Raw genomic sequence first — 21,097 nt, 5'->3', positions numbered from 1 at the left:
TTTTTTTCATATTATTGAAAGAACTAATCAAAATTAAGATAAGAAATTATGAAAAAAATTGAAGCGATTATTAGAAAATCCAAGTACCGTGTGGTTAAAGATGCGTTACACGAAGTTGGTGTAAACTTTTTTTCTTACTGGGATGTAACTGGTCTAGGTAATGAAAAAGAGGGGCACGTTTACAGAGGAGTATCTTATAGTACTAGCGATATTCAACGTAGGTATTTATCTATTGTTGTTAATGATGATTTTGAAGAAGTAACTGTTCAAGCCATATTAAAATCTGCTGCAACAGGAGAAGTTGGTGATGGTAAAATTTTTGTATCTGATATTCAAGAATGTTATAGAATTAGAACAGGAGAAAAAGGCGGAAATACTTTAAAATAATCTTAAAAAATCAAACAATTATTATGGAATTATTAACAACAAATAATGTATGGATGATGATCTGTACAGCACTAGTTTTCTTTATGCACCTAGGTTTTGCATTTTTAGAAATTGGTTTAACAAGACAAAAAAATACAATAAACATACTTTTTAAAAATATATTTATTATTACCATTGGTTTATTGCTTTATTGCTTAGTTGGTTTTAACTTAATGTATCCAGGTGAGTTTAATGGATTTTTTGGATTTGCTGGCTTTGGCTTAGATTCGCCATTAACAGCCGAAGGAGTTCTAGATTTAACATATAACGAAGGATACACTTACTGGACAGATTTCTTATTCCAAGGGATGTTTGCGGCAACAGCTGCTACTATTGTGTCGGGAGCTGTAGCAGAGCGAATGAAGATTGTTCCTTTTATGATATTTACAATTGTATATGTTGGCTTTGTTTATCCTATTGCAGGTTCGTGGCAATGGGGTGGTGGCTTCTTATCTTCATTCACTTTTGGTGAAGCAGAAGGCTTTTATGATTTTGCAGGTTCTACTTTAGTACATTCAGTTGGTGGATGGGCAGCTATAGTAGCCGTTTGGTTATTAGGTTCAAGAATTGGAAAATTTAAAGATGGAAAACCACAAGCGATACCTGGACATAATATACCGTTAGCAACCGCTGGTGTTCTAATTTTGTGGTTAGGATGGTTTGGATTTAATGGGGGTTCAGTTTTATCTGCTGATCCATCTGGAACTTCTTTAACATTAGTTACAACTTGTTTAGCAGCTGCAGCTGGTGGAGTTGTTGCCATGTTAGTATCTACAGCAATGTATAAAAACTTAGATTTAACGATGTTCTTAAATGGTATTTTAGGAGGTTTAGTAGGTATTACTGCTGGCGCAGATCAAATGAGTCCAACAGACGCTATTCTTATTGGTGTTATTGCAGGAGCTATTATTGTTTTTGCTGTAAGTTTTGTTGATAAATTAAAATTAGATGATCCTGTAGGCGCTATAGCTGTGCACCTTATTTGTGGTGTTTGGGGGACATTAGCAGTTGGAATATTTGGTGCTAAAGCAGGTTTTGATCAATTTATGATTCAATTAATTGGTGTTGGATGTTATGCATTGTTTTGCACTGTAACAGCATTTATAATTATATTTACTTTGAAGAAAACAGTTGGTATTAGAGTTTCTGAAAAAGAAGAACTTGAAGGTTTAGATAGCCATGAGCATGGTATGGATGCTTATCCAGATTTTAGATTGAACGAGCATTAATCTTATAGTTTAATTATAATTAAACAGGCTGTCTTAAATTTTTAAGACAGCCTGTTTTTTAATAGCTAATGGTTTTATATAAAATATTTGATATAGAAGTTTTACTTCTACTTAGTACTACTAGCCTTAATTAATAATTATAATTTATGTTATGTAATTCTGTTAAGAAATACTAAGCCGAATTTCTACTAGCATTAATATTACCAAATAACGATCTTGTAACTATTTTTTCATAAACTTTAATCTCATCGGTATCTTTAAGTCCTTGTTTTTCTAATTCTTGAATTTTTTTAAGCGCATATTGTTGTATTGTTAGTAATGGTAAAACAATTGATTCTCTGACTTCGATAGAAGCTTTTCCTGCTGGTTCATTTTCCATTAATACGTTATATCCAGTTAGTTTTAATAGTAATCTTTTAGTTGTAATATACTCGGTATAAATTATATTCCAAAAATCTCCAAATTCTTCGTCTTCAGACATATATTTTGTTAAATCGAAAAATGATTTGGTTAACGACATCATACTATTTTCAAGTAATGTTTTGAAGAATTTAGAGTTGTTATACAGATGTTCTAATTTGTAAAATTCACCACTATCTTCATACTGTTTTAAAGCCGTACCTACTCCAAAAAAACCTGGGACATTTTGTTTTAACTGACTCCAAGAACCTACAAATGGGATGGCTCTTAAATCTGAAAAAACGAGTTTATCAGAAGTACCTCGTTTTGATGGTCTACTACCAATATTTGTTTTAGCATAGTATTTTAAGGTACTCATGCGCTCTAAATACGGAATAAACATGGGGTGACTTTTAAAATCTTTATAGACTTTATAACTAGTTTCAGCCAATTCATTCATAACAATTCTATCATCGTCAGATAATTTGTTTTTGTCACTACCTATTCTATTTTTAATTCCAGAACTTATTAATTGTTCTAGGTTGTATTGAGACGAATCTAAGGTCCCAAAATTAGAACTAATGGTTTGGCCTTGAATAGTTAATTGCACTTCTTTATCCTCAATGGTTGGGCCTAATGAAGAATAAAATTGATGCGTTTTTCCACCGCCTCGAGCTGGGGGACCACCACGACCATCAAAAAATATGGCAGTAATGTCATATTTTCTAGACATATCAGTTAGTAACTCTTTTGCTTTATAAATACCCCAATTTGCCATTAAATAACCACCATCTTTTGTTCCGTCAGAAAAACCTAACATAATTGTTTGTTTACTACCTCTTTTTCTTAAATGGGCCATATAAGCTTCATTTGTGTAAAGTTGCTCCATAACTTTTGGTGCATTTTCTAAATCGGTGATAGTTTCAAATAATGGCGCTACATCAACGGTTAATTCCTCTTTAAATGCTACTATTTTTAACATCGCAAATAGCTGCATAACGTTTAATGCAGTTTGATTGTTGCTAATGATATAACGGTTAGCACCACGCTCTCCATTACTAATTTGAATGTCTTTAATAATAGCTATTGTTTTTAGGGTATTATAAACCATTTCATCTTCAAACACTTCTAAATTTGGAATATTATCGTTTGATTTTGATAATATTTCTATTTGCTCATTTTCTGATAAATCGTGGTAATTTTTAGGGAATGATGAACTGCCTGTTTTAATTAAGTAGTCAATTGCTGTGGTAAATACTGAGTGATGGATTCTACTATCTTGTCTAATGTCTAAAGAAGCAAAGTTATACCCAAACAGGTGTATCCTATTTATTAAACTATTTAATTCACCGACATATAAAGATTGATGTTCTTCTACAACAAGATTTCTAATACTAAGTAACTCTTTAATCAGTTCTTTAGATGTGATATAATCCTTAGAATTAGGATTTAAACTATAATTGTATATGATAGTTTCAAGATTTATTACTCTATCTTCAACACCTCTGAAGGTTAGTTTTCGTCTTAAATTTTTTAAATCGATGTAATACTTTTTTAAAATAGCTTGCTTTAATTTTGTAGCAACTTTTAAGGTAGTATCTGGTTTTACAAACGGATTTCCGTCTCGGTCGCCACCTGGCCAAAACCCAACATTAATAATTTCGTTGTGTTTTCTGCCATCATCATAAATATTTTGCTGGATGTAATTATATATTTTACCAAAGGATTCGTAAAAAACATTTTCTAAATACCAAATTAAACTTATGGCTTCATGGTATGGTGTTGGCTTTTCTCTTTTAAAGAAAGGTGTTTTTCCTAATTGCCCAAAAAGGTTATTAATTTGAGATAAATCGTTTTCTTTGATGGCTTCTGTTAAATCTGTAATGATTCCTAAAACAGAACCTGGATAGAATTGAGTTGGGTGAGCCGTTAAAACAATACGTACCTTAAACTCATCTAGATAGGTTTTTAATTCTTCTAATTTATTTTCAGAAGTAGCTGATTCTTTCAGGTTTCTTAAAGTTCCAATACCTTCCATGTTATTAACTATTGGGAATGCAGCATCTTCAATGGCATCGAATAGAACCACTTGTCTTTCAATGTATTGTATAAATCTGAATAATAGATTTATTTGACTTTCTTTGGTTCTACGAGCTTGATATTTTTTAAAAAAGGTATCAACAATAGTTGTTGGGTTATCTCCTTTAGCAAAGCCTTTTTCACAAGTTTCATGAAATAAAGGGAGTAAAACACCGGTTTTTGTAACGGCATCAAAAGGTAGCGTCATAAATATGCTATTGTATATTTGATATTTTGATAACACACTTTGTTTAAATCGCGTAAGTTTTGGCTCTACTGACATATTATCTATTTGTTGAAATATTCAGTATAAAAGTAGTAAAGGTTATACTAACCAATGCATAATACCAGAAGTTTTATTGATATTTTTAGTTTGATTAATACTTATTGTGAATAATTAAAAAAAATAGATATTTAATATAATTTTTATAACTAGAAAAACTCTATTTAAATTGATTTAAATAAAAAAGGCGGTTTTAAAACCGCCTTTTTAAAATGAGAATCACTTACCTAACATAAGTAGTTCGCTGCAAACTACTTCGGTTATGTATCGCTTGTTTCCATCTTTATCATCGTAACTTCTGGATGTTAGTTTGCCTTCAATAGCAACTTCTTTTCCTTTGGTTACATATTTTTCAATTATTTGAGCTGTTTTTCCCCATGCAACTACATTGTGCCATTGTGTATCTGTTATTTTTTCACCTTTATTATTGGTGTAGCTTTCATTGGTTGCAATTGCGAATTTTGCTAGTGTTTTGCCAGATTCTAGATTGATGATTTCTGGATCGTTTCCTAAGTTACCAATCAACTGTACTTTGTTTCTAAGTGTGTTCATAATTTTAAATTTTAATAGTTAAACAGTTAATACTATCGAGTTCTTATGTTTCGACATTGCAAATATTATGTATCGACCAAAAATTATTCGGTATTTACTTATTTAAAATCGTTTGTAAATGTTTGTAGTCGTTTGTAATTGGATAATTTTTATTATGTTTGTGTAATTTTTAGAGGCAATGAGATTTCATATAGAAACAGATAGACTCATTTTAAGAGAGATTAGGCTAACTGATTTAGATGGCATGTTTGAATTAGATTCTAATCCCGATGTACATAAATACTTAGGGAATAAGCCTATAAAAACTAAAGAGGAATCTTTAAAAATAATTCTATCTGTTATTAATCAGTATAAAGAGAGAGGCATAGTTCGTTGGGCTGTTATTGAGAAATCTACAGGAGAATTTATAGGTTGGTCTGGGTTAAGATTTAATACAGAATATAATATGAATGGGTTTACCAAATATTATGACGTTGGTTACAGATTAATTAAGCGTTATTGGGGAAAAGGTTATGCCACCGAATCTGGAAAAGCAGCTGTTGATTATGCATTTCAATTTCTAAAATTATCAGAACTTTACGCTACAACAGAAATTAGAAATCAAGCCTCGCATAACGCGCTTCTAAAAATAGGATTACAATATATAGAAGATTTCTATTTTGATACGGAAGACTTAAATCTGCGTTGGTATCAAATTAAAAATAAATAATTATGGAAAAACAGTGTTTAGAATGTGGAGATAAAATTGTGGGCAGAGTTGATAAAAAATTCTGTAGTGATGGTTGTAGAAATGCCTATAATAACAATGTAAATAAGGACAGTAAAAACTTAATTAGAAATACTAATAACCGTTTAAGAAAAAATTACAGAGTTTTAGAAACTTTAAACCCTGACCAAAAAACCAAAATATCAAGAGCTAAATTAGTAGAGGCGGGTTTTGATTTTAATTATTTTACAAGTATTTATAGAACAAAAGCAGGAACCATTTACTATTTTGTTTACGATCAAGGCTATTTATCTTTAGAAAACGATTTTTTTGCATTAGTAAAAAGAGAGAGCTAGTTTACCTCCAATTTTGCCCCTTCAATTTCATCGCTGCTTTAAGAACATCTTTTTGGCTTATTTGGCCTACTAATTTACCGTTTTCAACAATAGGGAAACGACGTCTTTTGGCTTCTAAAAACTTGTTGGCAGCATCAAAAATATTCATGTTGCCATCAATCGTTTCAACATTTAAAGCCATATGTTTTTCAATAGTTTTGTCTTGCATTGGCATATTATAATATCGGCTCTCACTAATTTGTTTTATGCAATCACCTTCAGAAATAATACCAATTAATTCATTTTTTTCATTAACTACGGGTCCACCAGAAATCCTATTTTTAATTAAAGATTGCATAACACTCTCAATGGTTTGGTCAGGAGTAAACGTGATTAAATTTGTAGTCATGTAATCACTCACCTTTAAAGCGGTGGTATCTATAACGCTAGATTGCTGTCTTCTAGCGCCTTGAAAACTTTTTATTCCCATAATTTTTTAGTTTAGTAAATCTAAATATAGTCATATTTTTCTTATTTTCCTAAAAAAGGCATCTCCATTATTTAAATTTGAAGGATTAAAAAAGAACTTTTGTTTTAAAGTTTTAATTCAGACCTATGTTTTGAAATTGTTTTTTCTTGGGACATATTAAGTAATATTTAATGTAAACAGAAATAATTAGCATTCTTTTAAGTGATTAAATCTTAATTTTTTATAGTTTTAGCGCACGAAAAAATTAAATATTAAAAAAATGAAAAAATTATTTGGATTGGTTTTATTGATGTGTTGTTTTATGCTGAGTGCACAATCTAACGCTGATTTATTGAAACATTATGAGGCTTATTACAAACAAATGACCGCTCAAGGAGATGTTCAGGGTATTATTAACGCGATGACGCATTTAAATATTATAACACCATCAAAAGCTAGAAAAGATACTTTGGCCTATATTTATATGAGCGAAGGTAAATATGTACAGGCTATAAACACTATTGGTTTTGAAAAAAACTTAACTGACTCTGATATTGCCCTAGAGGTTAAAGCTGTGTCTTTAAAATCTGTTAACCAGCCAGAGTTAGCTATTGGACATTTTGAAGAAATGTATACAAGAAAGCCGAGTGCTTTTGTAGCCTATGAATTAGCAGAGCTTAATTTACAAACACTAAAATTGGAGGCAGCAGAAAAGTATATTAATTATGGTTTAGCAAACTCTAAAGATGATGAAAAAAGACCTTTTTATGAATCACAACAACCTTATGAGGTGCCTTTAAAATCAGCTTTTATGTATTTAAATGCCCTTTCGGTTTATAATAAAGATAAAAAAGCAAATATTGACGCCGCTGTTGATATTTTGGATGATACTTTAAAATCTGCTCCAAACTTTAATTTAGTTCAGTTGTCTAAAGTTGAATTATTAAGGCAAAAACAAGCTTTACAAACACAAGTAACCCCAACAAAAAATTAGACACATAAAATTAAAATAAAAAAAGGAGGTTTTTAAAACCTCCTTTTTTTATTTTAAAGTGTTTCAATGTTTTGATTATCAAACTCTACTTTTTTATTCATTTGAAAGTTAACATTTGAAAAAGCAACCAAAAACTCTTCTATGGTATTTAAAAGCTCTTGTTTACTTGTAGTAGATAAGTTTGACAAACTTTTTAATTTAAGTAACTTGGTTTCTAAAACCAGTAGTCTAGCTAAAATCCCATCAGAAATTATATCCGTTGGAATTGTTTCTTTTATTTTTTTTATTAGTATTTGTATAGTATCTTCATTATCGTAAAAAAAACTTAAGTCACCTTTTTTTACATTATCAATGATATCTTTGAGCTGATAGTATTCTTGCCAATCTTTTATAATGACTTCAGTCTTAGAATCTAAAGCATACTCAGTATATTTTAATTTTGAAATGTCTTTCTCGGTTATATTTTTACTTTGTTGTTTTTCAGTTTCCTCAGGAGTAGTTTCTTGAGTTTTTTTACAAGAAATAAATAAAAGAAGTACGGTTAAAACGCTAAATATTTTAATACTCATAGAGTTTGGTTTATAATTTTAATTCTTACTACAAATATATAAGTATTACTTTACTTTAGAACGCATTTCAATATAGCGAAATTGAAAAGATTTGACTTTAAAAATATAATATTATCAATATAATCTTGTTATTTTTGCAAAATTCTTATAAAGACGGTTTTTAATGAGCTCTAAAATATTAATTATTGGCGCCTGTGGACAAATAGGTTCAGAATTAACTTTAAAATTACGCAGTATTTACGGTAACGATAACGTCATTGCTAGCGATATTAGTTACAGTAATCCTGATATTGCTAATAGCGGTAATTTTGAAATTGTAGATGCACAAGATTACGCTAGCGTTAAAATTTGTGTCGAAAAACATCATATTGACACGGTATACCTAATGGCAGCCATGTTAAGTGCAACCGGAGAAAAATACCCCATGAAAGCTTGGGATTTAAACATGACTTCCTTGTTTCATGTATTAAATTTAGCAAAGGCAAAATTTATAAAAAAAGTATTTTGGCCATCAAGTATAGCAGTTTATGGGTCTACAACACCAAAAGATTTTACACCACAATACACCGTTATGGAGCCTTCAACAGTTTATGGCATAACCAAACAAGTGGGAGAGCGTTGGTGCGAATATTATTTTAACAAGTACAATGTAGATGTAAGAAGTTTGCGTTACCCAGGTATCATTAGCTGGAAAACATTACCAGGTGGCGGCACTACTGATTATGCCGTAGAAATTTATCATAAAGCATTAACCGATAAAAAATATGAATGCTTTTTAAAAGAAGACACTAAACTCCCTATGATGTTTATGGACGATGCTATTAAAGCAACCGTGGATATTATGCAAGCTAAAGATGAAGATGTAAAAATAAGATCGTCATATAATTTATCAGCCATAAGCTTTACGCCTAAAGAAGTTGTAGAGTCCATCAAACAATACATTCCAGATTTTGAAATAAATTACAATCCAGATTACAGGCAAGATATTGCAAACAGTTGGCCTAAAAGCATCAACGATTCCTATGCAAGGCAAGACTGGAAATGGAAACACGAATTCTCTTTGGAAGATATAACCAAAGAGATGCTTTTTCAACTAGATAAAAAGTACAATCAAATTTAAAAAAATACCAAATAATTGTATCTTTGAAACAACCCTAATTACCAGTTATTATGTTAGAAGAGTTTTGGTTTAATGTACAATATGGCATCAACCACGTTTTAGATATTGATGCCTACGATCATGTTTTATTCCTAATAGTTTTAACAGTCCCTTACATTTTTAAAGATTGGAAACGTGTGTTACTTCTAGTTTCCATGTTTACTTTAGGCCACACATTATCATTAGTTTTAGCTGCATACAATGTTATAAGTGTAAATGCAACCATAGTAGAGTTTTTAATTCCAATAACCATTTTAATTATAGCGCTTTTTAATGTGTTTACAGCCGGAAAAGGTGCTCAAAAAGAAAAAGTAGGTGTTTTGTTTTTCTCAACATTATTTTTTGGATTGGTACATGGTTTAGGCTTTGCTAGAGAGTTTCAAATGTTTTTAGGAGATGCTGATAATAAGTTAATATTATTGTTAGAGTTTGCTTTAGGTATCGAGCTTTCGCAAGTAATTATCGTATTTGTAGTATTGTTTTTAGGCTATATTTTTCAAACAATTTTTAGGTTTTCAAAGCGCGATTGGATTATGGTTATCTCAGCTATTGTAGTTGGGCTTGTTATACCAATGATATTAAATAGCGACTACCTTTCTTAAATTTTTATTTGGGCGTTACCCAGAAAAAAGTCTGGGTCGGGCTTTTCGCGCTACACGGTAGCTTGCTAAAATCCCTAACGCAAATTACGTTTCCAATAATATGATTTTAAAAACTATAAAATTTTCATAAAACTTTAACGAACTTACGTTGTAATTAAAATACGAACCAAGTATATTCGTTATATTGTTTTGCGTTAAGGATTGTAGTAAAAATCCTTTTGCTTTTGGCAAAAGATTGAAACGGAAAGCCTGACCCAGATTTTTTTCTGGGTAACGCCATAATTAAAAAAATTAATGCTAAAAAATAAACAACTTAAGTACGATAAAGCTTATTTGAGAATTGCGCAAGAATGGGGCAAATTATCATATTGTAAACGCCGACAAGTAGGGGCGCTTATTGTAAAAGATAGAATGATTATATCTGATGGTTATAACGGGACGCCATCGGGGTTTGAAAATTTTTGTGAAGACGACGAAGGATACACCAAATGGTATGTTTTACATGCTGAGGCTAATGCCATTTTAAAAGTAGCATCATCTACACAATCATGTAAAGGCGCTACTTTGTATATTACCATGTCGCCTTGCAAAGAGTGTAGTAAATTAATACACCAAGCAGGTATTGTAAAAGTGGTTTATAACGAAGCTTATAAAGATGATTCTGGGCTAAAATTTTTGAAAAAAGCAGGAATTGAATTAGAACATATAGAAGATTTAAAAGCATAATGCCATACAAAAAAAAATATTTGCCCTTAATTATAGGTTTTGCTATTGCAGCTGGCATTTTTATTGGCGGAAAATTAGATTTTACGGATTCGCCAGACAGATTGTTTTCTACTAATAGTAAAAAAGATAAACTAAACAGGCTTATCGATTACATTGAATATGATTATGTAGATAAAATCAATACAGACAGTATTGTTGATGTAACCGTTAATGGCATACTTAAAAATCTAGATCCGCACTCGGTTTATATTCCTAAAGAAAACATGGCGCGTGTTGCCGAAGAAATGAAAGGAGATTTTGTAGGTATTGGGGTTAGCTTTTATACCTATAAAGATACGATTGCAGTTATTAGAGCTATTGAAAACGGACCTAGCGCTAAAGCTGGTATAGTTGGCGGAGATAGAATTATTATGGCTAATGATGATTCTCTTTTTGGTGATAATTTAAAAGATGGTGAAATTATTAAAAGATTAAAAGGGACTATAAACTCTAAAGTAAAATTAAAAGTTTATAGAAAAGGAGAACCAGAATTACTTGATTTTACAATAAAACGTGCTGTTATTCCTATAAAAAGTGTGGATGCATCTTATATGCTCACCGAAAAATTGGGCTATATAAAAATAAACCGTTTTGCAGAATCTACCTATAAAGAATTTAAAGCGGGTTTAGAAAAGTTAAAAGATTTAGGCGCAACAGAAATTGCCCTTGATTTGAGAGATAATCCAGGAGGTTTTTTAGGTATTGCCGAACAAATTGTTGATGAATTTTTAGAGGATGATAAACTCATTTTGTTCACTAAAAACAAACGAGGTAGTATTGAAAAAAGCTACGCCACCGACAAAGGTGATTTTGAAGATGGTAAAGTATATGTTTTGATTGACGAAAACTCAGCATCGGCAAGTGAGATAGTTGCAGGTGCTTTACAAGATAATGACAAAGGCACTATTGTAGGGCGTCGCTCTTACGGAAAAGGCTTAGTACAACGCGAGATGGACTTAGGTGATGGCAGCGCGGTGCGTCTAACAGTATCTAGGTATTATACCCCAACAGGACGTTCTATACAACGTCCTTATAAAAACGGAAATAAAGATTACTACGACGAGTATTTTGATAGATTAGAAAGTGGAGAGCTTCTAGATCCTGAAAAAATTAAAGTAGACGATTCGTTAAAATTTAAAACACCTGCTGGAAAAATAGTTTATGGTGGTGGAGGTATTGTACCTGACGTTTTTGTACCTATAGATAGAAGTATGCAAAATGAAACATTATCCTATTTATTGCGACGTGGTTTTTTTGGAAATTTTGTATTTGAAGCTTTAGAGAAAGATAGACATGCCTATGATAATATGTCTAGACAACTATTTATAGATACGTTTGAGGTTAATGACGAATTGGTATTTGCTTTTCAAGATTATCTCAATTTAAGAACCGAATCTAAAGTAACTTTTGTAGCCTACCATGAAGAGGTAAAACAATATATTAAAGCCACATTAGCTGATCAGCTATTTGGTGATGGCGCTTTTGAAGAGGTTTACAACCAACGCGATATTATGATTGATGAGGTGATTAAGTTGAGTGATACTGGTGAGTATTAGGCTATCCAAAATAATTTATAAAATATTCCTTAAAATTTTATAAACTTTAAACTTTTACGGGTTTCCCACAGCAAGAAACTTGTATTTTCGACAAATGGCATAATTTCATTAACTTTCATCGTAGGAATTTACAATGATTTTATTAAGTTTATCAAATAATAATTTCCCTCATAACTAGTAAAAGCAAAATTATTTTATTAACCATATAATTATTGCTTACATGAATGTATTAAATCACCTTAAATTTTTAAAAAGTAAAAGCTTTTACAAACTCGGAATCTTGCTTTTCGTGATTTCCATGTCTATTTGGAATTGTGAAAAAGACGATAATACGATTAGCTCTTTAGAGCTAAAAACACCAGAATTACATATAAAATTTCTGAGTTCGAAAGAAATAGGAAGCGATATTTTATCAGCCATAAACTCTAAAATAGGCTATAATACTTCAACTACATCAAAAAATGGAAATAATCAAAATTCTTTAGATTTAGATAATATTGTTGAGGTTATTGATAGTCTGGGTAATACCAATTACACTTTTAGGTTAAAGGTAAATGATGATGATACCGCTACATTTTACAACCTAATAGTTAATGAAAGTATAACCTCTACAGAGCCCTCAATTTATGTGCATAAGTTTGTGTCTAATGACGATACATTGCAAGCCTTTATTGAATCGGGTTATAATCTAGATGCTTTTGTTGGTAAAATACAAAAGTATAGTTTGTCAAATTTTTTAGCTTCAAATCCAAATTTTTCAATTACAAATAAAGGAGAAGTTGATGATTGCATATGTGGTGAAATCACTCTGCCAACTTACTCTGGTTCAGGAACTGGAGGTACTGCTGGTGGAGCAGGTACAGGTAGTGGTAGTTCGGGAGATGGTTCAGGCGGTTCAACCATCTCGTCTAGTGGCTTAAATTGTAACACCTATACATACGTAGCAGGTTGCGGGGGGACAAACTCAGATAGATGGCATTTACATGAAAGTTGTGGGGAAAAAGAAACGATAACCCAAACAATGGATGTCTTGGTGTGTGGTGGAGAACCTGATACATTTTTATTTGATAAGAGTACGGAAACTAAAACAGAAGATTGTAATAACTCCTGTGAAGGAACAGGAACAGGTAGCGGAGGTGTTGCAATATTAACGCCTTTAAAGAGTTTGTTGTCTACAGCACAAGTAGCAGATAAATTAGGTTTAAAAATAGGGAGTGATGCATATAACTGGTGGTTTAACAACCCAATAGAGGCTGGAGAGATAACAGCTTTTATAAATCAATTTTGGAATGGGGTTGAGATTGATGCACAAGCTGGGGCTTTTGCTAAACTTGCTATTGAAGCCCTTGATAATGATGGTATTAACGATGGCGAAGTGGATTTTGAGGATATAATTATTAATGAGCTTACAAGTAAAGCTAAATGTGTGTATCAATTGCTTAGTTCAACTGATAATAATTTATTTAAAGATGTATTATCTGCATTCACAAACAATAAAGCTGAATTTAAATTAAAATTAAAAATTGATAATCTTTCTTCTAATCAAGAAGCATCTACTACTTTTGATCAGAATACTGGAATTATTACTATAACTTTTCCTCATTCGATAAATAACAAAACAAGCCTTGAAATAGCTTCTATAATAATTCATGAAGGTATTCATGCCGAATTAAGAAGAATATATCATGGTAATAATTTGGGGACTGAACCGCTATCAACAGAACAATACAATTATTTAGTGTCCTTATGGGAGTATTTTGAAGGTATATCTCCTGCTAGTAAGGTAGGAAATAATGCAACGCATACATTTATGGTTTACAATCATGTTCAACCAATAGCTAATGCAATTAGGGAATTAGATAACAATACATATTCAATAGACTATTATATGGCATTTGGATGGGAAGGACTAGACCAGATTGGAAAGATAACAAATCCTCCTTTAATAACTCAAATGCAGATGAATGACTACATTAATTTACAACAAATTCCTTTAAACGATAACATAAATCAGAGTTGTGATGAATAAATGTTTTATATATAGAATTTTAGCCATGACGTTTTTTATTTTTTTTGTTTATGACTGCAATCCAAATAATGATGACATATTGGAAAGGCACATCTTTAGTAGTTTATTTAATGAATTAGTTGATTCAACAATAACAGATTATAGAAAATTAGTTGTTCCATCCCCAGAGGATTTTAAGAATCTAGAAGGCCAAAAAAAATTTTATGAGCTTATAGAAATGAAGAAAACGGAAGTTTATGAACCATTAGTTGTTTTTATTTGCGATACAATTAATCAAATAAAAGGTGATGAACATGTATTTAATAAAATTAAGCCTTTTTTAGAAAAGAATGATTTTGAATCAATTTTATCAGAAATAAAAAATAAAAAGGGTAAATCTTATATGGAATCCAAATTATTTAAAATGGATACAACCAAGTATAAACTATTGAGTTTTTCTGATAAAGGTGAGGAGAAATATAAAAACAGGAATGATTTGGCAACTTATAACTTATCGAGAATTTATTTTAATAAATCCAAAAATATTGGAATTTTTTCTTTAGACATAGTTTATAGTGGCTTAAATGGCTATGGTTTTATAGTAATTCTTGATAAGAAAGATAACATATGGACGGTAGGTAAATTGGTTGAATATTGGGAGTCCTAATAAACTTATTTAGCTACTTTACTCAGCTTATCCCCCGATAACGCGAGCGTCTCGCTCGTGCCGTCAAAGGAGGGTTAAGTTAAGCAAGGCTGAATGATTATACATCAACCTTATCATGTACTTTCACATGGTTCCCACTATTCCAAAGGGTTAAAATATCGGTAGCCACGTGTGTACCACTACCCGAAGCGATAGCAAATTGGCTTCGCCAACCCGCAAGTGTTCCAGCAACATAAAGATTGTCTTCAATTTTATGATCTGTATTTTTTAACCAAATACGTTCCTTTTCAATAGCCGCTCTTGGATGAGGTTCTATGTATTGTTCCAAACCTTTTATAGTCATTAAATTGGTGTAACCCACGGCAATCACAACCAATTTTGAAGTGTATCTATTTTTGTTGGTTTTTATTAAAAACAAATCATCGGTTTTAGAGATTTCCAAAACTTTTTCTTTATCTATTTGTTCCACGTGTGGGTATAAAGTAGCGAGTTGCTCTTTTCCGCTTTGCAAAATGGAGGCTCCTGTAGTTCCGGGGTTTAATCCTAAAACATTATTGAATAAGGCAGTTTGTAAATGGGATGTTTTTTGGTGAACAATAATACCAATGCGTTTATCTTTTGCAAAAGTTTTATCCTTAGCAGATCCCAACACTAAAGCACAAGACAAACCAGCGGCACCTCCACCAATAATCAAGGCATCAAACATACTATTGGCGTTCTTTTACTTTTTGTTCTATACGTTTTGAAATCCTTAAAATGGACATCATTAAAATAACACATAGGGATGCTAAAATGGTTATTAAAGCAATGGTGCTATCACCTTCAAAAGGGGCATCAAAATTTACTTTGGTTAGGTTAAAGACAATAAGTGCTAAAGCAAGAACACTAATTATAATTGTTGCTAATTTCATTTGTAAATGGTTTTTATATCAGCTCAAACAAGGCTTTTATGTTATGGGCAAAAAGTTTAACAGCAATTGCTAATAAAACAACACCAAATACTTTACGGATAATATTAATACCGTTTGCTCCTAAAAAACGCTCAATTCTCGCTGATGTTTTTAATACTATAAAAATAACAATAACATTTAGTAAAACCGCAACAATAATATTTTCTGTTCTAAATTCTGCTCTTAATGATAGTAAGGTAGTTAAACTACCAGGACCAGCAATAAGCGGAAATGCTAATGGAAAAATAGAAGCTGTCATAGCAGTATGTTCTTCCTGTTTATATAATGTAATACCTAAAATCATCTCTAAAGCAATAAAAAATAAAATAAAAGAACCAGCTACTGCAAAAGAGTTTACATCAATGCCTATAAGGTTTAAAATACTTTTTCCTAAAAACAGAAAAATTATTAAAATACCACCAGCAATTATAGAGGCTTTTTCACTTTGTATATGCCCAACTTTTTTGCGTAAATCAATAACAATAGGAATATTACCTACAATATCTATAACAGCGAAAAGCACCATAAACGCTGTAAATATTTCTTTAAAATTAAGTTGCATGTCTTGAGTTTTAAATTTTCGGCAAAAGTAGCGTATTATCTTAATTAATTTGATGTAAAGATTAACTATTTTTGCTACTTAAAAGATAAACAATTTTATGTTTCAGTTAGGTAAAACAATTGTTTCTGAGGAGATTATAGAAAAGGATTTTTTATGCAACCTGTCTGCCTGTAAAGGCGCTTGTTGTATTGATGGTGATGCTGGTGCGCCACTTGAGCCTGATGAAACTAAAATACTTGAAGCTATTTATCCTAAAGTAAAACCTTTTTTAAGAAAAGTAGGTATTGAAGCTATTGAAGCACAAGGTACTTTTATAACTAATGAAGATGGCGATTTTGAAACACCTTTAATAAATAATGCAGATTGTGCTTATGTTATTTTTGATAAAAACAACGTAGCACTTTGCGCCATTGAAGAAGCATACAATCAAGGAGAAATTTCTTGGAAAAAACCAGTATCCTGTCATTTATATCCTATAAGAGTTCAAGAATACACAGAATTTTCAGCCATAAATTATCATAAATGGCAAATTTGTGATGATGCTTGCGAACTTGGTAAAGAATTAGGCGTTCCGGTTTATAAATTTGTAAAAGAAGCTTTAATTAGAAAATTTGGTGAAGATTGGTATCTGGAATTAGAAAAGATTGCAGAAAAAATGAGTACCTCAAAATAACTACAAAAGCCAGTTAGTTAAACACAATAAAACATGTTTTTTTAGGGCATCTATCTCAAAATACATCAATGTTTATTTAAGCTTAAAATATTTTTAAATTATTGATTATCAATTAATTAAAAATAACAAAAATCAAACGTTGGTATTCCTTATGATTTTTACATTGTTAAAAACTTGTTGACAATGTTTATAACTATACCTTTCATTTTTGGCATCTATTTTCAATCTTTGTTGTTCCCAAAAGTGTGAAAATTTTAGTAAACTTTTTAAAAACAAAAAACAATGTCGCAAATAGCTGTAGAACCAATTTTGCAAGAAAATAAAGATCGTTTTGTGATTTTTCCAATCCAACATCATGATATTTGGGAATGGTACAAAAAATCTGAGGCAAGTTTTTGGACGGCAGAAGAAATTGATTTACATCAAGATTTAACAGACTGGTCTACAAAATTAAATGATGATGAGCGTTATTTTATTAAGCATATTTTAGCATTTTTTGCAGCGAGTGATGGTATTGTAAATGAAAATTTAGCAGAAAATTTTGTAAACGAAGTGCAGTATAGTGAAGCAAAATTCTTCTATGGATTTCAAATCATGATGGAAAATATCCATAGTGAAACTTACTCGCTTTTAATAGATACTTACGTAAAAGACGAAAAAGAAAAAGATTTATTATTTAATGCTTTAGAGAACTTTCCTGCAATTAAAAAGAAAGCAGATTGGGCTTTAAAATGGATAGAGTCTCCAAGTTTTGCAGAACGTTTAATTGCTTTTGCAGCTGTAGAAGGGATTTTCTTTTCAGGCGCATTTTGTTCTATTTTTTGGTTAAAGAAAAGAGGCTTAATGCCAGGATTAACTTTCTCAAACGAATTAATCTCTCGTGATGAAGGTGTTCACTGTGACTTTGCGGTGCACTTACATAACAAACATTTAATAAACCGTGTACCAAAATCTCGTATTACTGAGATTTTAGTAGATGCTTTAGATATAGAACGTGAATTTATAACAGAATCTTTACCATCTAGTTTGATAGGAATGAATGCTGTTTTAATGTCGCAATATTTGGAATTTGTAACAGACAGGTTGTTATTTGAATTAGGTTGTGATAAAGTTTATAATACGGCCAATCCATTCGATTTTATGGATATGATTTCGTTACAAGGAAAAACCAACTTCTTTGAAAAACGTGTGTCAGAATACCAGAAAGCAGGAGTATTAAATAAAGAAGAAGAGAAAGATAAATTTACTTTTGACGCTGATTTTTAGTCGAATAAGAATACCTCGAAGCTTTGTGTAGAAGTATTCTTATAATTTGTCAAACCCGCGAAACCATCGATTTATAAAAGAAACTAAATAATTTCTTTTTAAAAAATAAAATTACCTTCCACTTAGTGGAAAACTAAACTAAATAAGATTTATTAAATTAACTAAACCTCTAGGTTTTAAACTTTTTTAAAAAAGAGTTTCGAATCTAGGCTAACTAACTAACCCAATTTCTGAAGGTGTATCAGGAATATTAAAAAAAAGTGTAAAACAATGTATGTAGTAAAAAGAGACGGAAGAAAAGAGCAAATCATGTTCGATAAAATCACTGCTAGAGTGAGAAAGTTATGTTACGGATTAAACGAATTAGTTGATCCTTTAAAAGTAGCAATGCGTGTAATAGAGGGTTTGTATGATGGTGTAACTACTAGCGAACTTGATAATCTAGCAGCCGAAATTGCTGCAACTATGACAACCGCTCACCCAGACTATGCACGTTTAGCAGCACGTATTTCTGTTTCAAACTTACACAAAAATACCAAGAAAACGTTTAGTGAGGTTATGCACGATTTGTATACCTATGTAAACCCAAGAACAGGTAAGGATGCACCTTTATTATCTGATGAGGTTTACAATGTAATTATGGAGAACAAAGACCGTTTCGACTCTACAATTATATATAATCGTGATTTTGGTTATGATTATTTTGGGTTTAAAACATTAGAACGTTCATATCTTTTAAAGTTAAATGGACAAATAGCAGAGCGTCCTCAGCACATGTTGATGCGTGTTTCTGTTGGAATTCATTTAAATGATATCGAATCAGCTATTGAGACTTATGAGCTCATGTCTAAAAAATATTTTACGCACGCTACACCAACATTATTTAATTCAGGTACACCAAAACCACAAATGTCATCTTGTTTCCTTTTAACAATGAAAGATGATAGTATTGAAGGCATTTATGATACCTTAAAACAAACTGCAAAAATTTCTCAATCTGCAGGAGGAATTGGATTAGCTATTCATAATGTTCGTGCTACAGGTAGTTATATTGCAGGCACAAACGGAACCAGTAATGGAATTGTACCAATGCTTCAAGTATTTAATGATACAGCACGTTATGTAGATCAAGGTGGCGGAAAACGTAAAGGAAGTTTTGCTATTTATATTGAAACTTGGCATGCTGATATTTTTGATTTCTTAGACTTAAAGAAAAACCATGGTAAAGAAGAAATGCGTGCGCGTGATTTATTTTATGCGATGTGGATTTCAGATTTATTTATGAGACGTGTTCAGGAAGATGGGCCTTGGACTTTAATGTGTCCTAATGAATGTCCAGGATTACCAGAAACACACAGCGAAGAATTCGAAGCTTTATATTTAAAATATGAAGCAGAAGGTAAAGGTCGCAAAACTATTAAAGCACGCGAGCTTTGGGAGAAAATATTAGAATCTCAAATTGAAACAGGTACACCTTACATGCTTTATAAAGATGCAGCTAACCGTAAATCGAATCAACAAAATTTAGGAACTATACGCTCTTCAAATTTATGTACAGAGATTTTAGAGTACACATCTCCAGATGAGGTTGCTGTTTGTAATTTAGCATCTATTGCATTACCAATGTTTGTTAAAAATGGTGAGTTTGATCATAAGGAATTGTTCCGTATTACTAAACGTGTTACTAAAAATTTAAACAGAGTAATTGATAGAAATTACTACCCAGTAATTGAAGCAGAAAACTCTAATATGCGTCACAGACCTATTGGTTTAGGTGTACAAGGTTTAGCAGATGCTTTTATTCAATTGCGCTTACCTTTTACAAGTGATGAAGCAAAAAAATTAAATCAGGATATTTTTGAAACACTTTATTTTGCTGCTGTTACTGCAAGTATGGAGGAGGCTAAAGAAGATGGTCCGTACCAATCATATAAAGGCTCTCCTATAAGTAAAGGTGAGTTTCAATATAATTTATGGGGATTAAAAGATGAAGAATTGAGTGGTAATTGGGATTGGGATAAATTGCGCAAACAAGTATTAAAACATGGTGTGCGTAACTCGTTATTAGTAGCGCCAATGCCAACAGCATCTACGTCTCAAATTTTAGGAAATAATGAGTGTTTTGAGCCTTACACCTCTAATATTTACACACGTCGTGTATTATCTGGTGAGTTTATTGTAGTGAATAAGCACTTACTTGAAGATTTAGTAGAATTAGGTTTATGGAATGAAAGTTTAAAACAAGATATCATGAGAGCTAACGGATCTGTTCAAGGTATCGATATCATTCCACAAGAGATTAAAGAACTATACAAAACAGTTTGGGAACTAAGTATGAAAGATATTATAGACATGTCTCGTCAACGTGGATATTTTATTGACCAATCACAATCACTTAACTTGTTTTTAGAAGGAGCTACTATGGCTAAATTAACTTCAATGCATTTTTATGCTTGGAAAAGTGGCTTAAAAACAGGTATGTACTACTTACGTACTAAGAGTGCTGTTGATGCTATTAAATTTACGCTTCAAACTACAAAAATGGAAGAGCCAACAGCAGAAGTTGTTGAGGTAAATCAAGTAGTATCTGAGCAAGATGAAGCTAAGAAAATGAAATTAGCTGCACAAAACGCTGCGAAATTTGCAAAACAAAACACACAAGAAGTTGATGTGCAACCTATGAGTGCTGAAGAAATGAAAGCCCTTATTGCACAAGCCAAAGCTGGAGAAGGTGATGATTGTTTAATGTGCGGATCTTAATAATTAGCACTTGTAAATTTTTCTCAATTCTAACCTCAAGGAATTTGAGAGGGATTTAAAATTAAGTGTTGTAAAAAGCACCTCGAAA

21 protein-coding genes are annotated in these 21,097 nt (G+C 31.4%); 14 read left to right on the top strand and 7 right to left on the bottom strand.

All coding sequences use genetic code 11. The features are described from left to right. Window positions 1–48: 48 nt before the first annotated feature. Both AC1XJX_RS03570 and AC1XJX_RS03565 read left to right on the top strand, forming a co-directional pair. Window positions 49–387: a P-II family nitrogen regulator gene (locus AC1XJX_RS03570; protein ID WP_482002588.1), complete on the top strand. Its 339-nt coding sequence runs from the start codon at window positions 49–51 to the stop codon at window positions 385–387. A gap of 23 nt (window positions 388–410) precedes the next feature. Continuing rightward, complete coding sequence (locus AC1XJX_RS03565; protein ID WP_482002587.1) at window positions 411–1,655, top strand: ammonium transporter; 1,245 nt, start codon at window positions 411–413, stop codon at window positions 1,653–1,655. A gap of 172 nt (window positions 1,656–1,827) precedes the next feature. Here AC1XJX_RS03565 and AC1XJX_RS03560 read toward each other — a convergent pair whose 3' ends face one another. Both AC1XJX_RS03560 and AC1XJX_RS03555 read right to left on the bottom strand, forming a co-directional pair. After that, window positions 1,828–4,416: a phosphoenolpyruvate carboxylase gene (locus tag AC1XJX_RS03560; protein WP_482002586.1), complete on the bottom strand. Its 2,589-nt coding sequence runs from the start codon at window positions 4,414–4,416 to the stop codon at window positions 1,828–1,830. Between the two features lie 219 nt (window positions 4,417–4,635). Beyond that, window positions 4,636–4,968 (bottom strand): single-stranded DNA-binding protein, encoded by a 333-nt coding sequence (locus tag AC1XJX_RS03555; protein WP_482002585.1) that lies wholly within the window; start codon window positions 4,966–4,968, stop codon window positions 4,636–4,638. A 178-nt stretch (window positions 4,969–5,146) separates the two neighbouring features. Here AC1XJX_RS03555 and AC1XJX_RS03550 point away from each other — a divergent pair, with 178 nt between their 5' ends. After that, a complete protein-coding gene (locus tag AC1XJX_RS03550) occupies window positions 5,147–5,677 on the top strand; it encodes a GNAT family N-acetyltransferase (protein WP_482002584.1) in 531 nt (176 codons plus the stop codon). A 2-nt stretch (window positions 5,678–5,679) separates the two neighbouring features. Then, window positions 5,680–6,030, top strand: a complete 351-nt coding sequence (locus AC1XJX_RS03545) for a hypothetical protein (RefSeq protein WP_482002583.1) — start codon at window positions 5,680–5,682, stop codon at window positions 6,028–6,030. A gap of 1 nt (window position 6,031) precedes the next feature. Here the strand turns inward: AC1XJX_RS03545 and AC1XJX_RS03540 are convergent, their stop codons facing one another. Then, on the bottom strand, window positions 6,032–6,499 hold the full coding sequence (locus AC1XJX_RS03540; protein ID WP_482002582.1) for a CBS domain-containing protein: 468 nt from the start codon (window positions 6,497–6,499) through the stop codon (window positions 6,032–6,034). 259 nt (window positions 6,500–6,758) lie between these two features. On the opposite strand from AC1XJX_RS03540, the gene AC1XJX_RS03535 reads away from it, so the two are divergent. Continuing rightward, window positions 6,759–7,472 (top strand): hypothetical protein, encoded by a 714-nt coding sequence (locus tag AC1XJX_RS03535; RefSeq protein WP_482002581.1) that lies wholly within the window; start codon window positions 6,759–6,761, stop codon window positions 7,470–7,472. Between the two features lie 53 nt (window positions 7,473–7,525). Here the strand turns inward: AC1XJX_RS03535 and AC1XJX_RS03530 are convergent, their stop codons facing one another. Further along, window positions 7,526–8,041, bottom strand: a complete 516-nt coding sequence (locus AC1XJX_RS03530) for a hypothetical protein (RefSeq protein ID WP_482002580.1) — start codon at window positions 8,039–8,041, stop codon at window positions 7,526–7,528. Between the two features lie 163 nt (window positions 8,042–8,204). On the opposite strand from AC1XJX_RS03530, the gene AC1XJX_RS03525 reads away from it, so the two are divergent. The 6 genes from AC1XJX_RS03525 (at window position 8,205) to AC1XJX_RS03500 (ending at window position 14,798) form a co-directional block, all read left to right on the top strand. Further along, entirely contained in the window at window positions 8,205–9,161 is a 957-nt protein-coding gene (locus AC1XJX_RS03525; protein ID WP_482002579.1) for an NAD-dependent epimerase/dehydratase family protein, read from the top strand. Window positions 9,162–9,211: 50 nt separating this feature from the next. Next, on the top strand, window positions 9,212–9,802 hold the full coding sequence (locus tag AC1XJX_RS03520; protein ID WP_482002578.1) for a HupE/UreJ family protein: 591 nt from the start codon (window positions 9,212–9,214) through the stop codon (window positions 9,800–9,802). Window positions 9,803–10,096: 294 nt separating this feature from the next. Beyond that, window positions 10,097–10,528: a deoxycytidylate deaminase gene (locus tag AC1XJX_RS03515; protein WP_482002577.1), complete on the top strand. Its 432-nt coding sequence runs from the start codon at window positions 10,097–10,099 to the stop codon at window positions 10,526–10,528. Continuing rightward, window positions 10,528–12,123, top strand: a complete 1,596-nt coding sequence (locus tag AC1XJX_RS03510; protein WP_482002576.1) for a S41 family peptidase — start codon at window positions 10,528–10,530, stop codon at window positions 12,121–12,123. The genes AC1XJX_RS03515 and AC1XJX_RS03510 overlap by 1 nt, the downstream gene beginning before the upstream one ends. Before the next feature lie 280 nt (window positions 12,124–12,403). Continuing rightward, window positions 12,404–14,152 (top strand): hypothetical protein, encoded by a 1,749-nt coding sequence (locus tag AC1XJX_RS03505; protein WP_482002575.1) that lies wholly within the window; start codon window positions 12,404–12,406, stop codon window positions 14,150–14,152. A 25-nt stretch (window positions 14,153–14,177) separates the two neighbouring features. Beyond that, complete coding sequence (locus AC1XJX_RS03500; protein WP_482002574.1) at window positions 14,178–14,798, top strand: hypothetical protein; 621 nt, start codon at window positions 14,178–14,180, stop codon at window positions 14,796–14,798. A 97-nt stretch (window positions 14,799–14,895) separates the two neighbouring features. Here the strand turns inward: AC1XJX_RS03500 and AC1XJX_RS03495 are convergent, their stop codons facing one another. The 3 genes from AC1XJX_RS03495 to AC1XJX_RS03485 are packed head-to-tail and all read right to left on the bottom strand — an operon-like array spanning window position 14,896 to window position 16,310. Further along, a complete protein-coding gene (locus AC1XJX_RS03495; protein ID WP_482002573.1) occupies window positions 14,896–15,504 on the bottom strand; it encodes an FAD-dependent oxidoreductase in 609 nt (202 codons plus the stop codon). 1 nt (window position 15,505) lies between these two features. After that, window positions 15,506–15,709 carry a hypothetical protein gene (locus AC1XJX_RS03490; RefSeq protein ID WP_482002572.1) on the bottom strand — a complete coding sequence of 68 codons (204 nt, stop codon included), beginning with the start codon at window positions 15,707–15,709 and terminating at the stop codon, window positions 15,506–15,508. A 13-nt stretch (window positions 15,710–15,722) separates the two neighbouring features. Continuing rightward, window positions 15,723–16,310, bottom strand: a complete 588-nt coding sequence (locus AC1XJX_RS03485; protein WP_482002571.1) for a MarC family protein — start codon at window positions 16,308–16,310, stop codon at window positions 15,723–15,725. Between the two features lie 97 nt (window positions 16,311–16,407). Here AC1XJX_RS03485 and AC1XJX_RS03480 point away from each other — a divergent pair, with 97 nt between their 5' ends. The 3 genes from AC1XJX_RS03480 to AC1XJX_RS03470 all read left to right on the top strand — a co-directional run bounded on the left by AC1XJX_RS03480 (window position 16,408) and on the right by AC1XJX_RS03470 (window position 21,009). Further along, window positions 16,408–16,983, top strand: a complete 576-nt coding sequence (locus AC1XJX_RS03480) for a DUF3109 family protein (RefSeq protein WP_482002570.1) — start codon at window positions 16,408–16,410, stop codon at window positions 16,981–16,983. A gap of 282 nt (window positions 16,984–17,265) precedes the next feature. Then, a complete protein-coding gene (locus tag AC1XJX_RS03475) occupies window positions 17,266–18,249 on the top strand; it encodes a ribonucleotide-diphosphate reductase subunit beta (protein ID WP_482002569.1) in 984 nt (327 codons plus the stop codon). Between the two features lie 270 nt (window positions 18,250–18,519). Then, window positions 18,520–21,009: a ribonucleoside-diphosphate reductase subunit alpha gene (locus AC1XJX_RS03470; RefSeq protein ID WP_482002568.1), complete on the top strand. Its 2,490-nt coding sequence runs from the start codon at window positions 18,520–18,522 to the stop codon at window positions 21,007–21,009. Window positions 21,010–21,097 lie beyond the last annotated feature (88 nt).

This window comes from Flaviramulus sp. (genome assembly GCF_982512915.1).
This window is presented reverse-complemented; position numbering and strand designations above follow the sequence as displayed.

What these genes read in the sequence shown, in the direction of transcription:
- AC1XJX_RS03550 (WP_482002584.1), top strand. Translation starts at nt 5,147, where the DNA reads ATGAGATTTCATATAGAAACAGATAGACTCATTTTAAGAGAGATTAGG.
- AC1XJX_RS03525 (WP_482002579.1), top strand. Translation starts at nt 8,205, where the DNA reads ATGAGCTCTAAAATATTAATTATTGGCGCCTGTGGACAAATAGGTTCA.
- AC1XJX_RS03555 (WP_482002585.1), bottom strand. Translation starts at nt 4,968, where the DNA reads ATGAACACACTTAGAAACAAAGTACAGTTGATTGGTAACTTAGGAAAC.
- AC1XJX_RS03540 (WP_482002582.1), bottom strand. Translation starts at nt 6,499, where the DNA reads ATGGGAATAAAAAGTTTTCAAGGCGCTAGAAGACAGCAATCTAGCGTT.
- AC1XJX_RS03570 (WP_482002588.1), top strand. Translation starts at nt 49, where the DNA reads ATGAAAAAAATTGAAGCGATTATTAGAAAATCCAAGTACCGTGTGGTT.
- AC1XJX_RS03495 (WP_482002573.1), bottom strand. Translation starts at nt 15,504, where the DNA reads ATGTTTGATGCCTTGATTATTGGTGGAGGTGCCGCTGGTTTGTCTTGT.
- AC1XJX_RS03500 (WP_482002574.1), top strand. Translation starts at nt 14,178, where the DNA reads ATGACGTTTTTTATTTTTTTTGTTTATGACTGCAATCCAAATAATGAT.
- AC1XJX_RS03545 (WP_482002583.1), top strand. Translation starts at nt 5,680, where the DNA reads ATGGAAAAACAGTGTTTAGAATGTGGAGATAAAATTGTGGGCAGAGTT.
- AC1XJX_RS03535 (WP_482002581.1), top strand. Translation starts at nt 6,759, where the DNA reads ATGAAAAAATTATTTGGATTGGTTTTATTGATGTGTTGTTTTATGCTG.
- AC1XJX_RS03560 (WP_482002586.1), bottom strand. Translation starts at nt 4,416, where the DNA reads ATGTCAGTAGAGCCAAAACTTACGCGATTTAAACAAAGTGTGTTATCA.
- AC1XJX_RS03490 (WP_482002572.1), bottom strand. Translation starts at nt 15,709, where the DNA reads ATGAAATTAGCAACAATTATAATTAGTGTTCTTGCTTTAGCACTTATT.
- AC1XJX_RS03475 (WP_482002569.1), top strand. Translation starts at nt 17,266, where the DNA reads ATGTCGCAAATAGCTGTAGAACCAATTTTGCAAGAAAATAAAGATCGT.
- AC1XJX_RS03520 (WP_482002578.1), top strand. Translation starts at nt 9,212, where the DNA reads ATGTTAGAAGAGTTTTGGTTTAATGTACAATATGGCATCAACCACGTT.
- AC1XJX_RS03510 (WP_482002576.1), top strand. Translation starts at nt 10,528, where the DNA reads ATGCCATACAAAAAAAAATATTTGCCCTTAATTATAGGTTTTGCTATT.
- AC1XJX_RS03485 (WP_482002571.1), bottom strand. Translation starts at nt 16,310, where the DNA reads ATGCAACTTAATTTTAAAGAAATATTTACAGCGTTTATGGTGCTTTTC.
- AC1XJX_RS03470 (WP_482002568.1), top strand. Translation starts at nt 18,520, where the DNA reads ATGTATGTAGTAAAAAGAGACGGAAGAAAAGAGCAAATCATGTTCGAT.
- AC1XJX_RS03480 (WP_482002570.1), top strand. Translation starts at nt 16,408, where the DNA reads ATGTTTCAGTTAGGTAAAACAATTGTTTCTGAGGAGATTATAGAAAAG.
- AC1XJX_RS03565 (WP_482002587.1), top strand. Translation starts at nt 411, where the DNA reads ATGGAATTATTAACAACAAATAATGTATGGATGATGATCTGTACAGCA.
- AC1XJX_RS03530 (WP_482002580.1), bottom strand. Translation starts at nt 8,041, where the DNA reads ATGAGTATTAAAATATTTAGCGTTTTAACCGTACTTCTTTTATTTATT.
- AC1XJX_RS03515 (WP_482002577.1), top strand. Translation starts at nt 10,097, where the DNA reads ATGCTAAAAAATAAACAACTTAAGTACGATAAAGCTTATTTGAGAATT.